Raw genomic sequence first — 12,542 nt, 5'->3', positions numbered from 1 at the left:
CCTCCGCGGGCCAAGGCGGACAGCTCTCGCCGGAACCGCCGTTACCTGCGACGGCGCCACGGAGGCGGCTGCCCGAATCGTTGCCGCCGCGGGGCCGCGGGACACTACCGTCAAAGACCCCAACGGCCCCGACGAGCACACGGTGACCCCATGCCCACAGCAACCCCCATCGTCGACACCCATGTGATCCTGCGCGACGGCGACAAAGTCCTCCTGCCCCGGCGCGGCGGCCCCGCAGACAGCTACGGTCACGGCCGCTGGCACCTGCCCTCGGGCAAGCTCGATGCCGGCGAGCCCCTCACTGTCGGAGCGGCCCGCGAGACGCTGGAAGAAACCGGCATCACCGTCGACCCGGACTACCTGCGCCAAGTCCACGTCGTCCATCACCACCAGGCCCCCGGCGAGGAACGCCTCGGGTTCTTCTTCCTGGCCACCCGGTGGGAGGGCGAACCCGTCAACCGCGAGCCCGACAAGTGCCTCGACCTGCGCTGGTTCGACGTACACGACCTGCCCGAGGACTTCATCGAATACCCCGCCGCCGGCCTGTACGGCTACCTGAAGGAGGCCGAATCGCCCACCTTCCACGGCTGGCCCGAGCAGTGAGGCACACGGACGGCGAGACTCAGATCCTCGGCCGTGCCAGCACATCCGCACCCGCTCCGATCGGCGATCGGTGAAGGCTTCAGTGTCGAAACCGTTCCTGGTGGCTACGCCGCTGTCATCACCCCGCTGTTCACCGCCTCGGTTCGCGATTCTGGCAGCAGGTGATCAAGGAGTGTCATGGTATGGATGCGGGTGCTGGTACGTCTCTTGTGGGTCAGTGTGCGTGCCAGCCCGTTGCAGTGCCCTGTTTCCAGGCTCGCACCGCGGTGAGGTCCGTATGCTCTGTCTGGGGGTCCATCGCATCCGGTGGGAACCACGCCAGCTCGGAGCACAGGTGCGGCTCCCGGTTCTCCGGGGTGCCCTTCCACTGTGTGGTGTGGAGGTACCAGCCGATGACGGGCGCTCCGTCGTTGCTGATCGTGTTCAGTACGTGGGCTGTGTGCAGGTCCTCAAGCTGTACGTGGAGGCCGACTTCTTCCCATGCCTCGCGTACTCCGGCCTGGTTGACCAGTTCGCCGTGCTCGACTCGGCCGCCGGGCAGTGACCACAGTCCGTCGGCGAATCCGGTGTTCGCACGCCGCATGAACAGCACGCGGCCTTCCTCGTCTTCGATGATCAGTCCGGCGAAGACGACGGAGGAGCGTTTGAGTTCCGACACGCGAAGGCCCTTCAGTGTGTCCGTGTACTGGACCGTACTGAAGTCTGCCTGACGTGGTCGGTGTTCGGCCCCGGGAGCTACTTGGTGCTGGTCAGAAGATCGGCGGGCGGCCGGCGCGGGTCAGCCGGGCGACGGTGCGCCAGCTTATGGGCGAGCGGGTGCCGGGGTGGGTGCGCAGGCCCTCCTTGAGGCCGGCGAGCGTGGCCTGCCAGGCGTCCCGGCCACGCACGCGCCATACCGTCAGGGCGGCCCAGGTGGCGAGGTTGGCGGGGATCAGCAGGGCGGGGAGGGTGCGGCGGGCGAGCCAGATGCGGTTGCGGGCGGTGAGCCGGTAGAACTGGGCGTGGCGGGCCGGGTGGGTCGCTGGGTGGTGGACGACGATTTCGGGCCGGTAGAGGCCCGTGTAGCCGTGCTGCCACAGCCGCCAGGCGAGGTCCACCCCTTCATGGAACAGGTAGAAGGCGCCGGGCCACTGCCCGGCCAGGTCGAACGCGGAGCGGCGCACCATGACGACGCCTTCGGCCATGACGGTCACGGTGCCCGGGCGTGTCGCATCGGCGGCGCGCAGGCGCGGTACCCAGCGGCGCAGGGTGATGCCGGTGTCGGGGTCGGCGATGCGCGGCTGCACGTAGGCCAGCGAGGGGTCGTCTTCCAGCTCGGTGGCGAGCCGGGCCAGCACGTCGCGGGTGGGCAGGACGGCGTCGTTGTCGAAGAAGAAGAGCAGGTCGCCCTTGACGTGCGCGGCCCCGACGTTGCGGCCTTCGGGGATGCCCACGTTCTCGGGCAGGTGCACGGTGCGGACGTCCTCGGGGGTATGGGCCGGGGTGACGCCGTTGCCGACCACCACCACGTCGAGGTCGATGCCGTCCTGGGCCAGGAGCGAGGCCAGCGCCCGCGGTTCTTCGGCCGGGCGGTCGTTCATGGTCAAAACGACGGCGCCGACGGCCGGGCGGCGGGGTGTGGTGCTCACGAGGAAGAGGTCCTTCGGTAGCGGCGAGGTCACCTGCTGGCCACCTCACGGTAATGCACGTCGCGCACTCCTCAGGTGGTTGCGGGGGCGGCGGTCAGCGTGGCGAGTGCGGCCTGCACCACGCCGCCCAGCGCCGTATGCACGTGCGGAGGGTCGGTGCGCGGCGTGCGGTTGACCAGGGAGTCGGCGACGACGAAGACGGCTGCTGCGGCGGCGCCGCGGTGCTCGGCGACGGCGAAGACGGCGGCGGCTTCCATGTCCGCGACGAGGATGCCCTCGGTGTAGCCCTGGGCGACCTCCTGCGCGGTCTCCCGGTAGGGCGCATCGGTGCTCCAGGCCGCGCCGGTGTGTGCCGGCAGGCCGTGGGCGCGGAGGTTGTGGTGCAGGCGGCTGCTGAGCGCGGGCGCGGGCCGGGCGTAGCGGGCGGGGGCGAGGTAGTGGCGGGAGAGTCCTTCGTCGCGCAGGGCCCGGGAGCACACCACGATGTCCCCGGCGTCCAGGCACGGCTGTAGGGAGGCGGCGGTTCCGACGGTGATGACCGTGCGGGCGCCGAGGGCGAGCAGTTGCTCCAGGACCAGGCCGGCGGCGGGGGCGCCCGGGCCGAAGCCGCCGCACAGGCCGACCGCCGTGCCCTGGTGTTCGACCACGCTCAGCTCGCCGCGGACCCAGCCGGGCTGCGGGCGGGCGGTGAAGCGGGCCTGGGCGTCTTGCAGGACGGTGCGCTGGTAGAGGAGGAGGACGCCGGCGAGGCCGGTGAGCGTGGCGTGCGGGTGGCGGGCCCGGATGTAGGCGGCGTGCTCGGCGGGGTCGGTTACCGCTGGCAGGGTGTGCTTGCCGGGGCGCAGCCAGAGCCCGTCGTCGGTCACCGGGCGCTCTCCCGGGTGGCCAGGGCGGTGGCGAGCTGTTGCTCGGCGGTGCGGTTGACGTGGTTGAGCACATGCCAGGGCAGGACGGGGTCGTCCATGTGCCGCAGGTGCCGGTCGTAGTCCAGGCTGTGCCTGGCCAGCGCCTCGACGAGCTGGTCCTTGGTCACCTGGGTCAGGTCGGCGTCGGCGTCGTAGAGGTCTTCCAGTACGTGGCCGATGCGGCGGTCGCCGCGCGAGCAGACGGCTTCCAGGTGCATGCGGCTGGTGGCGAACTGCTCCACCCGGTGGTGCGCTGCGAAGTCCGCCTCGCCGACCAGGGCGCGGACGCGGTCGCGGATCTGGTTGCCGTAGGCGTGGACCGTGTCCGGGTCCGTCATCGCCAGGCGCTGGGTCGGGGTGCCGGGCTTGGGCATGAACTGGTGGAGTTTGATGATCACGTTGGTGTCCGCGGCGCCGAGCCGCTGGCGCACGTCCAGGGCGTAGTCGGCGATGGCGAGGCGGTCTGCCCGGCGTTCGCCGGGGGCACCGATGATGAAGTAGAGCATGACGGTGTTGATGTTGCCGTTCGCCCGGCACAGTTCCAGGGCCCGGTGGATGCGCTCGGTGGTCTGGGTTTTGCCGTACAGGGCGACGAGGTCGGGGGCGGCCCACTCCGGGGCGATGGTGATCACGCCGCGGGCTTGGGACAGGTGTAGCTCGGTGAACAGGTGGCCGAATTCTCCGAGTTCGGTGACGGCGTCGAGATAGTCGGCGCTGATCTCGTCGGCGCGGACCGAACCGATGATCGTGGTCACTGTGCGGCCCGCGGCGGCGGCGCGCTGGGCGTAGGCGCGCAGGCGTTCCAGAAGCTGCTGGCGGTGCCGGTACTGGGTGAAGGTCGGTGCGCTGAGGATGACGGTGGGCACCTGGAGCTCTTCGAGGCGGTCGATGTAGGCGAGCAGCAGGGGCAGGGGGGCCTGCCGGAAGGGCGGGACGCCAAGGTTGCAGAAGGAGCAGGTGTGGCGGCAGCCGATGACCGGGTGCATGCCGGCGGCGGTGCCGTCCGTGATCGGGTAGACGAAGTGCGCGTCGTCCAGGTCGCCGGCGCCAAGGTACTGGGCGTGCACGGTCGCCGGCACCTGGGCGTTGTGGGGGCGCAGCGTCTGGACGCCGCCGCCGGGGGCGAAGTGCGGATCGTAGAGCGCCGGTACGTACAGCCCGGGGATGCGGGCGAGGTCTGACAGCAGGTCCGCCCGCGAAGGCGGTGCGCCGTCCGGGTGGCGCACCGTCATGGCCTGGTGGGTGATGCCGATCAGTTCGGCCAGGGAGTGCTCGGCTTCGCCGATGGCCACGACGTCGAGGTAGTCCGCCAGGGGCTCCGGGTCGGCCAGGCCCTGGTTGCCGCCGATGACGAGCGGGTGGATGCCCAGGATGCGGTCGCGGCTGCGCCGGGGGATCTGGGCGAGGTCCAGCAGCCGCAGCACGCTGTGCAGGTCCCCCGCGTTGATCATGGAGAGGCCGACGATGTCCGCCTCGCGCACCGGCCGGGGCGATTCGATCGTGCGGTAGGGCGCCCCGCCCGGAGTACGGAGGCGATTGCCGTCGCGGGTGAGGCAGGCGTACTGCAGGGCGCGCTCGGCGACGGCCGGGATGTGCGGGCTGCGGTTGATCAGGTCGTACAGGGCCATCGGCCCGTTGCACATCAGCGAGAAAGCATGGCCGAACGGAAGCAGGAAGACCATGCGCAGCAGGCCACGGGGGTCCTTGGGCGTGTACGGGGCGCTCAGCCGAATCTCGCGCAGGCCGGCGATTTCCTCATCGAGGGCCGAGGCGCCGCTGCGGGTGAGGGCGGGTGGCACGTCAGGGTGCTTTGGCCCGTCGGGCAGGTTGGCCGGTGTGCGGCAGGCGGGTGCGCCCGGGATCGCGGGGGATGCGCCGGGGGGCCGCAGGGCGGGAAGGCGAGGGGTGCTCATGGCTTCCTCCGCAAGGATCGGGTTCCGGGGCGGGTACGGGCGATGCGCGCGGTCGCGTGCCGGATGGCGTCGGTGATCTGCTGCTCGTCGGCCGCGGGGATTCGGGGGTGCAGGCAGGGACACAGCAGCCGCGCGGTCAGCCGTTCAGCGCGCGGGCAGCGCTGGTCGCCGAGGTGATCGCGCACCAGGCGGTGAAAGAGGTAGGCCGGGCGGTCGCTGATGATGCTGCCGACCCCGTAGTCGCGGGCCAGGAGTTCCATCAGCTCATCGCGGCCCGGTCCGGCCCAGGACTGGGGCACGAGCAGGTTGTGCCGGTAGTACAGGTGCTGGTGGTCATCCAGCGTCGGCGGCAGTGTCAGCTCTTCGACGCCCTTCAGGAGCGTGGTGCGCTGGTGCGCGCGGGCGATGCGGGCGTCGTTCATCTCGTTCAGGCGGGAGAGCTGCACCAGTCCGACGGCGGCCTGGGCCTTGGTCATCAGCTGGTTGGTGCCCCACTCCTGGGTGCCGCCGTAGGTCCGCAGCCGGTGCAGCCGCTCGGCCAGGTTTGGATCGTCGGTGGTGACCATGCCGCCCTGGCCGAAGGTGGTCATGAGCTTTTTCGACTCGAAGGAGAACATCGTTGCCCAGCCCTCGGCGCCCACGCGGGCACCGGAGGGGGCCCGGCCGCCGCAGGCCCGTGCGGCATCCACGATGATGCGGGGCGGGCCGTGCACCGGGTGGGGGTGCTGCTCGGCCAGGTCCGCGAACGGGCTCAGGTCGCAGACGGCGCCGTTCCAGTGCGTCACCACAATCGCCCGTGTCCGGGCGCTGAGCACCCGCTCGGTGTCGGCCGGATCGAGGTTGAGCGTGTGCGGCTCGGGTTCGGCGACGACCAGGCGGGCGCCCTGGCCGATGACGGCGATGAGCGGGCCGACGAAATTGACGGCGCAGGAGATGACTTCATCGCCGGGTTCCAGCTGCAGGTAGTGCAGCAGCATCTCCAGTGCGGTGCCGCCGGAGTTGAAGGCGACGGCGAACCGGCTGCCGGTATAGGCGGCGAATGCCTCCTCGAAGGCGGCCACGCCCGCGGCCGGCTTCCAGCCGACCCGCCAGTCGTTGGACTCGGCCAGCAGCGCGCCGACCGCAGCGTGCTCGGCGGCCGAGTACCAGCCGCCCTGGGCCGGTTCGACCGGCCAGCGCAGGCGGTCCGCGAAGCGGGGCACGGTCGCGCGGTCAGTGGGCATGGCAGCCCCTGTGGCGGTTCTCGAAGTCGGTGATGACCGCGATCTTCGCTGCGGCCGACGAGGTCGCCTCGAAGCGGTACGTCAGCCACTGCCGGACCAGCTCGCGGGCCAGTCCAATACCGATCACCCCCTGGCCCAAGGCCAGCACCTGGGCATGGTTGTGCAGTACGGCGTGGCGGACAGACAGCGGGTCGTGGGCGGTCACCGCTCGTATGCCCCGCACCTTGTTGGCCGCGATGGCGACCCCCAGGCCGGTGTGGCACACCAGCAGTGCCCGGTCGGCTTCTCCCGCACCGACCAGCTGCGCGGCCATGAGTGCCACCTGCGGGTAGAGAGCACCGCCATGGGCGTCCACACCGACGTCCGTCACCGAGGAGACGGCCGCGCTGGCCCGCAGATCTGCGGCCAGGGCCTCCTTGTGCTGGTAGCCGGCCGTGTCGGAGCCGACCACGATGCGCAACTGTTCCACCGTTCCCCTTCCCTCAGGCCAGACCGGCACAGCGGGCGGCACGCCGAGCGCCCTGAGCTGGCGCCCGGCGACGGTCACCGGCGAAAGGCCACATCACTCCCGCCGGTGGCCTGTCCCCTCATCTCAGCGCCCGCCCGCCGGGCCAGGCAGGGCTCGCAGGGGGGCTCACAGCTCGCAGACACCGTTCACGGCATGTCCGGGGGGCAATACCCTCGGTGGTGAACCTGCGCGCGGCGTGCGGGTCCGCAGCATCTGAACAAGCCTCATTTCAGGACGGCCGGCATCTGCTCGGCGGCACACCGGATTCTGCTGTGGGACAGCTCCAGCAATGGTCCACAAGGGGGACACCGTGGCCTCGACCGCCCGCCGGACCCACCCACCGAACACGGATTTGACGCGGCTCATCACAGTTTGCGGTGCAAGCAGAAAGGCTTTGGCCCTGCGGGTGAACCAGCTGGCACACCAGGCCGGGCTGGAGACCACCTATTCGCACACCAGCATTGCCAACTGGTGCCGGCGCGGCATGACGCCGAAGTGGCCCGTACCCCAGCTGCTCGCACAGGCCATCGCCGAACGGCTCGGCCGTCCGGTGACCCTTGGCGAGATCGGCATGGGCGGGTCCGAGACACCGGATGCTGACGCAGGGTTGGATTTCGCCCGGGGCCGCGCCGATGCGGTCCGCATCGCCACCTCGTTCTGGAGCAGCGTGAACCGCCGCGACTTTCTGACCGGATCCGGCTTCGCCATGTCCGCCTTCACCACCCCCGTGACCCGCTGGCTGGTCACGCCCGCCGACGAAGCCGCCGACCACAGCGGCGGACGTCAGGTCGGCAGAGCCGACCTGGACGAGCTGCGCGACGCCGCCGACGAAGCCCGCCGCTGGGACTCCAAGTACGGCGGCGGAAACTGGAAGGCCAACTCCGTCACCGCCTGCCTGACCCAGCGCTCCGCCCCGCTGCTGCGCGGCTCCTTCACCGACGCCGTCGGCCGGGAGCTGTTCTCCGTGACCGCAGAGCTCTCCCGCCTCGCCGGCTGGACCGCGTTCGACATCGGCCAGCACTCAGCCGCCCAGCGGCACTTCATCCAGGCCCTGCGCCTGGCCCGCGCCGGCGGCAACGTTCCCCTCGGCTGCTACATCCTGACCACTATGGCCATGCAGGCACTCCTGCGCGGCTTCCCCTCCGAGGCCATCGACATGACGCAGGGCGCCTACGAACGCGCCAAAAGCCTCGCCACGCCGCGCATCCTGGCGTTCACCAAGCTCATCGAGGCGCGCGCCCACGCCCGGGACAACGCCCCACGCGCAGCGTGCCGGGCCCTGGCCGCGTCGGAAAACCTCCTGCGACAGGCCGATGTCCGGCGGGGGGACGACCCGTCGTACATCGACTTCTACCACCACGCCCGGCTGTCCGCCGACGCCGCCGAAATCTTCAGAGATCTGCAGAACCCGAAAGCCGCACTCGCCTGGAACCGCCAGGCCGCCGCGATGCCACCGGGAGTCTTCACCCGCTCCGTCGGAATGCGCCTGGCGATCGTCGCCACCGCGCATCTGCAGGCCCGCGACCTCGACCGCGGCCTCGAACTGGGCCACCAGTCCCTGGACGTCCTCGTCCGTGTCCAGTCCAGCCGCGCCGAGGACTACGTCCGCCAGCTCACCACCGCCCTCGCACCCTGGCACCGTGAGCCAGCCGTCCGCGACTTCCTCCACCGCTCAAGCACCGCCCGCAGCAACACGGCCTGACCTCGGCAACGGACACGCGCCCCTTCACCAACTGCACGACCTGGAATAGCTGGAGCAAGGAGCAGAAAGGTTCAGGGATCTGACGTAGTGCGAAGCCGTTGGCCGCCTTCTGGGCGGACAGTGACTTCCCAGTCAGGGAAGCGAGGCCATCCGTACTCGTGCCAGGGCCTGCGTTTCCGCTGGGATCGCAGCTTCATGAAGTAGACGTCGGTAATCAGGCGCCCGCGCCCATAGCCGTGGCCGTCACAGTCATCCAGGCGCAGCAGCGCGTCGCAGTGCATGGGGGTGTCGATCGGTGTGAGGATGATGCCGCCGGGCTTGACCTGGTGGAGCCAGGCCGAGGGGACTTCCCGCACTCCGGCGGTGGAAATGATCCGGTCGTACGGCGCTCCCGGTTCCCAGCCGTGTTCCCCGTCGCTGGCGTGCACCTCGACGTTGTCGCATCCGGCGTCGCGGAGTTTGCCCTCTGCCCGCTTGGCGAACTCGTCCTCGATTTCCACGGTCACGACGTGGGCGATCCGCCGCGCCAGCAGGGCTGCGCTGTATCCGGTGCCGGTGCCGATTTCCAGGATGCGTTCTCCGGGCTGCGGGCCGAGGTGGCGCAGCATGTTGACCACCACGGCCGGGCAGGAGATGGACGAGGTGAAGTCGCTCTTGTCGGTGGGGCCGTCTTCGGCTTTCACGGCCCCGTCGGCGATCTGGGTGATCAGTGCGGCGTTCGGCCGGTAGACCGCCTTCAGCCACTGCTCGGGGCGCCGGATGCGGTTCAGGACCGGATAGCGGCCGTCTTTGTCCCTGTGCGGCCACCACACCAGGTCTGGTACGAAGGATTCGCGCGGCACGCTTTCGAACGCCTCACGGAGCCACGCCGCGCCGTCGAAGTACCCGTATGCCGTAGCGATCTCCTCAGCGCACTGCTGGCACAACTCCAGGGCGTTCACGAGCCGCCCGCCATCAATCGCCTTCGGGCAGCGGTCCGGGGTCTTTGTCCTGGTGGCCGTTGCCGGTGTCTTCCTGGCCGGTCTGGGGGATGTCCCCCTCTTCCCGCTGTGGCGGGTCCGAAGCGCCGCCGTTGGTCCTGGGCATGTGCCGAATTTTCCTGCTCTTGAGGGGCTGTTGCCAAGGCCGCCTGCGACACGGGGGCGCTCCGTACCCCGCCCTGGACGTCTCAGCGAACCGGTCAGGGCAGCGGCGTAGTAGACAGGAAAGGGCCCGCCCTGTGCGGTGCGTCTCGCCGGGCGGGCCGGGCCGTAGTGTATGCGAGTCCACGCCGGTCAGCTGTGGAGCTGGACTCGGTCAGGCGTCGATACCAATGCCGTCATCGCCAGCTCCCACTCCACTGACCCGTCATTCTCGTCGACACCCGCCCCCGCGTATCCGTGCGCTCCCGGTGCGTGGGTTGTGGGACAGCCTCAGCATCCAGGGCAGGCCCGCGCGCAGTCACCGCCTCACTTACCGGTCCGCTTCAGCGGCCAGTCCCGGAGCCAGTCGCGCGCACCGGGCGGCGTACTCCTGGAGGTGGCAGGTGCGGAACTGCTGCGCGCTCCAGTTCTCTTCGCGGACTTCGCCGTCCGGCCAGACGTAGGCGAAGCCATGGCTGCCACACGTCAGCATGAGCTTGCGGAGGTCGTAGCGGTCGTCTTCGAACGCGTCGAGGATCGCCCGCTCTCTGCGGCTGAGGTCGGTCAGCAACAGACCGGAAGCCGCGGAGCCGGCAGCTGGTACGAGGCCGGGGTAGACGCGGCCCTTCAGGGAGGCGGCGCGCCACCCGGGCGCGCTGGCTGCTGTGCGGTGCGGTATTCGGCCGATCAGGGCTTCGAGGACCGCGTCGAACTGGAGCGTGCCGTAGGCGAACAAGGCGGTGGTGTCCTGCGAGAGCCGGTCCCGGCGACTGGTAGTCGCCGGGACCGGGGCAGCCTGGGCGGTTGCTGGGTTCATAGTCGTTCCCATCATCCAGCGCTGGGCAGGTACATGGCGTCGTAAAGCGGTGATTCGGGGGCGTGCTTGATCTGCCCCATGACCGTGTACCCCCACCGAAGGTAGGCGTCGTGGGCGGGCTGGTTGTCGATGATGCAGGTCAAGGTGGTCGTGCTCTCGGCGCGGCCTGCGATCACGGTGTCGTGGAGCTTGCGTCCCAGGCCCCGGTTCTGCACCTCGGGGAGAACCATCAGCTCCCGCAGCCAGAAGACCTGTCCGGCGTCTGCCAGGGCCCGGAGCTGCGCCGGCCTGCGGGCGCCGAGCGATGTCCACCACGGCTTGTCGGCGGGCAGGGTGGCGCCGTGCACATATCCGACGATCCGTCCGTCCTGCCGCGCGGTGACGGTCTCGAAGCCTTCGCTGTCGAAGGCCGCCTCCAGCCGCTCGCGGAACGAGGCGGCGGAGAAGAAGGGGTCGCCGATGTACGGGGGCGTGTCGTACACCCGGGCGTACACCTCGATCAGCTCGTCGGTGATCGCCTTGACCGATGTGCCGTCATAACGCTGGTAGTCCACGTCCACTGTCGTGATCTCTCCTTTGCCTGAATTCACGCGACCACGGCGCGAATCTCGTCGAGCAGGTCCCGCACGCCGCGGGCGCGGTGGTGAGGGGTTAGCCCTCTGTGGACGATCTTCAACTGCTGGACCGCCCGAGCGGAAGACATACCCGTCCTGACCAGCTCGATGGCCTTCTTCGTGGCATCGACGCTGTGGTCGATGTCACCCGTGCCGATCGCCGCGACGGAGAGCCGCCCCAGGCACATGCCGCGGTTGCGTGAGTGCGCCACATCTTGAAGCCGTTCGGACTCAGCCAAGAGTTTCTGAGCCCGACCTGTTTGCCCGAGGTCGAGGCGGCACATGCCCTCCAAACAGGACAGTTCCGACCAATTGAGGAAGGTTGTCCAGTCCGGGTCCCGGTCGTCGGGGCCGCGCTCCCACTCCGTCCAAGCCCGGCGGATCGCGCCCTCGCAGGAGAAGACGTCGCCGACCCGTGCGTGTCCCTGAGCCTCCCGGATGGCCAAGAGCGCGGTGACGCGGGTCGGCGCGCCCCACAAGTTCGCGTGCGTCTGGGCGAGCCGGGCGAAGCGGATCGCTTCCCGGCCCTTGTTCAGATCGACGGCCTGGCGCGCCATGTTGCTCAACGTTCGACTCGCGAGCACGTCGTCGCCGGTGAGCATCGCGGCGTTCAGGGCTTCGGAGAAATACTGGCGCGCCTGGGTGTGGAGGCCAGCGTCGTAACTGAACCAGCCAAGACTCGTCGTGAACTTCCCTGCGAGGGCGTGCAGCCGTTGCCCGAGCTGCTCATCGTAGATGCCGCGGTCGATCATGTGGTGCACCCACAGCAGGTGGGCACGGGTGGGCCTCCAGAGCCTGGTACCACCGAATTGCTGGTCCTGCGCGTCCATGTCGTCCGCGGCTCCGCGCAGAATCTCGACCTCGTCCTCGGCGATGCTCCAGTCGGCCGAGCTAGCCGCACCGGTCGTTGTCTCGGCCAGCCACGGAGGCGGGTCCTGGTCGCCGGTGTCTGCGCTCTGCGTACTGGTGAAGGGCACCGCGGATACAGACTGCTCGGCCAGGGGAAGCGGGGTCACGACAGGCGCGCCGTAGGGCTCCGTACCGTTCGGGCGCAGACCCAGTTCCGCGACCGGCCGCCGGAAGTATGCCTCCAGGACCACCCTGGTATCTGGGTGCGGGTAGGGACGCGGCTTCGTCTCACTTTCCCATTTCGACAGCTGCCGGACGGTGAAGCTGGGGCGCTTCCCGACCCGTCCTTCGGTGACGAGTCGACCCGCCAGTTTGTTGAGGTCAGCCACGGCCTGCTCTTGGGTCCGATTGCGGGCTTGGCGTAACTCCGCCATGAGGCTGCGGTTGGAGCTCACCGGATACCCCCTTGACAGTGTCGGTTCCGCTCACCGTAGCGGCCCAGGGGCGGCCTACGTGAGGCGTCCTCAGCGAAAGTGCTGGTCGGAGCGGGGGAGCGGTCGAAAGGGCGGGGAAAGGGCGGGTCGAGGACAGCCAAGGTTCGGGCGGAAAGACCTGTGCACCAGCGAAGCGCTCCGCTGCACTAGGGGTCACCGGACGCC

The 12,542-nt window shown here is 69.8% G+C and carries 13 protein-coding genes; 2 read left to right on the top strand and 11 right to left on the bottom strand.

From position 1 onward, the window contains the following. Positions 1-150: 150 nt before the first annotated feature. The gene (locus tag ACH4FX_RS22940; RefSeq protein WP_398481727.1) at positions 151-603 is read left to right on the top strand and encodes an NUDIX domain-containing protein; all 453 of its coding nucleotides are present in this window, start codon (positions 151-153) and stop codon (positions 601-603) included. Positions 604-817: 214 nt separating this feature from the next. Here ACH4FX_RS22940 and ACH4FX_RS22935 read toward each other — a convergent pair whose 3' ends face one another. From ACH4FX_RS22935 to ACH4FX_RS22910, 6 genes are all read right to left on the bottom strand, one after another. Further along, positions 818-1,261, bottom strand: a complete 444-nt coding sequence (locus ACH4FX_RS22935; protein WP_398481725.1) for an NUDIX domain-containing protein — start codon at positions 1,259-1,261, stop codon at positions 818-820. A gap of 91 nt (positions 1,262-1,352) precedes the next feature. Continuing rightward, positions 1,353-2,231, bottom strand: a complete 879-nt coding sequence (locus ACH4FX_RS22930) for a glycosyltransferase family 2 protein (protein ID WP_398481723.1) — start codon at positions 2,229-2,231, stop codon at positions 1,353-1,355. A 71-nt stretch (positions 2,232-2,302) separates the two neighbouring features. Beyond that, positions 2,303-3,097 (bottom strand): phosphorylase, encoded by a 795-nt coding sequence (locus ACH4FX_RS22925; RefSeq protein WP_398481721.1) that lies wholly within the window; start codon positions 3,095-3,097, stop codon positions 2,303-2,305. Then, entirely contained in the window at positions 3,094-5,049 is a 1,956-nt protein-coding gene (locus ACH4FX_RS22920; RefSeq protein ID WP_398481719.1) for a B12-binding domain-containing radical SAM protein, read from the bottom strand. Before ACH4FX_RS22920 ends, ACH4FX_RS22925 begins: the two co-directional genes overlap by 4 nt. Beyond that, positions 5,046-6,272 (bottom strand): DegT/DnrJ/EryC1/StrS family aminotransferase, encoded by a 1,227-nt coding sequence (locus tag ACH4FX_RS22915; protein ID WP_398481717.1) that lies wholly within the window; start codon positions 6,270-6,272, stop codon positions 5,046-5,048. Before ACH4FX_RS22915 ends, ACH4FX_RS22920 begins: the two co-directional genes overlap by 4 nt. Beyond that, complete coding sequence (locus ACH4FX_RS22910; protein WP_398481716.1) at positions 6,262-6,741, bottom strand: RpiB/LacA/LacB family sugar-phosphate isomerase; 480 nt, start codon at positions 6,739-6,741, stop codon at positions 6,262-6,264. The genes ACH4FX_RS22915 and ACH4FX_RS22910 overlap by 11 nt, the downstream gene beginning before the upstream one ends. A 349-nt stretch (positions 6,742-7,090) precedes the next feature. Between ACH4FX_RS22910 and ACH4FX_RS22905 the strand changes: the two genes are divergently transcribed. After that, entirely contained in the window at positions 7,091-8,482 is a 1,392-nt protein-coding gene (locus ACH4FX_RS22905) for a sporulation protein (RefSeq protein WP_398481714.1), read from the top strand. Positions 8,483-8,553: 71 nt separating this feature from the next. On the opposite strand, the gene ACH4FX_RS22900 is transcribed toward ACH4FX_RS22905, so the two are convergent. The 5 genes from ACH4FX_RS22900 to ACH4FX_RS22880 form a co-directional block, all read right to left on the bottom strand. Then, on the bottom strand, positions 8,554-9,423 hold the full coding sequence (locus ACH4FX_RS22900; RefSeq protein WP_398481712.1) for a protein-L-isoaspartate O-methyltransferase: 870 nt from the start codon (positions 9,421-9,423) through the stop codon (positions 8,554-8,556). 13 nt (positions 9,424-9,436) lie between these two features. Beyond that, the gene (locus ACH4FX_RS22895; protein ID WP_398481710.1) at positions 9,437-9,568 is read right to left on the bottom strand and encodes a hypothetical protein; all 132 of its coding nucleotides are present in this window, start codon (positions 9,566-9,568) and stop codon (positions 9,437-9,439) included. A 366-nt stretch (positions 9,569-9,934) separates the two neighbouring features. Further along, positions 9,935-10,420, bottom strand: coding sequence for a gamma-glutamylcyclotransferase family protein (locus ACH4FX_RS22890; RefSeq protein ID WP_398481708.1), 486 nt, complete (start codon positions 10,418-10,420; stop codon positions 9,935-9,937). A gap of 11 nt (positions 10,421-10,431) precedes the next feature. Continuing rightward, positions 10,432-10,980 carry a GNAT family N-acetyltransferase gene (locus ACH4FX_RS22885; RefSeq protein WP_398481707.1) on the bottom strand — a complete coding sequence of 183 codons (549 nt, stop codon included), beginning with the start codon at positions 10,978-10,980 and terminating at the stop codon, positions 10,432-10,434. Positions 10,981-11,006: 26 nt separating this feature from the next. Further along, positions 11,007-12,338, bottom strand: a complete 1,332-nt coding sequence (locus ACH4FX_RS22880) for a hypothetical protein (protein ID WP_398481705.1) — start codon at positions 12,336-12,338, stop codon at positions 11,007-11,009. Positions 12,339-12,542 lie beyond the last annotated feature (204 nt).

Source organism: Streptomyces sp. NPDC018019 (assembly GCF_044327805.1).
GTDB lineage: Bacteria > Actinomycetota > Actinomycetes > Streptomycetales > Streptomycetaceae > Streptomyces.
This window is presented reverse-complemented; position numbering and strand designations above follow the sequence as displayed.

Excerpts from the sequence above, each read along its gene's own strand:
- ACH4FX_RS22940 (WP_398481727.1), top strand. The coding sequence starts at position 151 with ATGCCCACAGCAACCCCCATCGTCGACACCCATGTGATCCTGCGCGAC.
- ACH4FX_RS22895 (WP_398481710.1), bottom strand. The coding sequence starts at position 9,568 with ATGCCCAGGACCAACGGCGGCGCTTCGGACCCGCCACAGCGGGAAGAG.
- ACH4FX_RS22920 (WP_398481719.1), bottom strand. The coding sequence starts at position 5,049 with ATGAGCACCCCTCGCCTTCCCGCCCTGCGGCCCCCCGGCGCATCCCCC.
- ACH4FX_RS22915 (WP_398481717.1), bottom strand. The coding sequence starts at position 6,272 with ATGCCCACTGACCGCGCGACCGTGCCCCGCTTCGCGGACCGCCTGCGC.
- ACH4FX_RS22890 (WP_398481708.1), bottom strand. The coding sequence starts at position 10,420 with ATGAACCCAGCAACCGCCCAGGCTGCCCCGGTCCCGGCGACTACCAGT.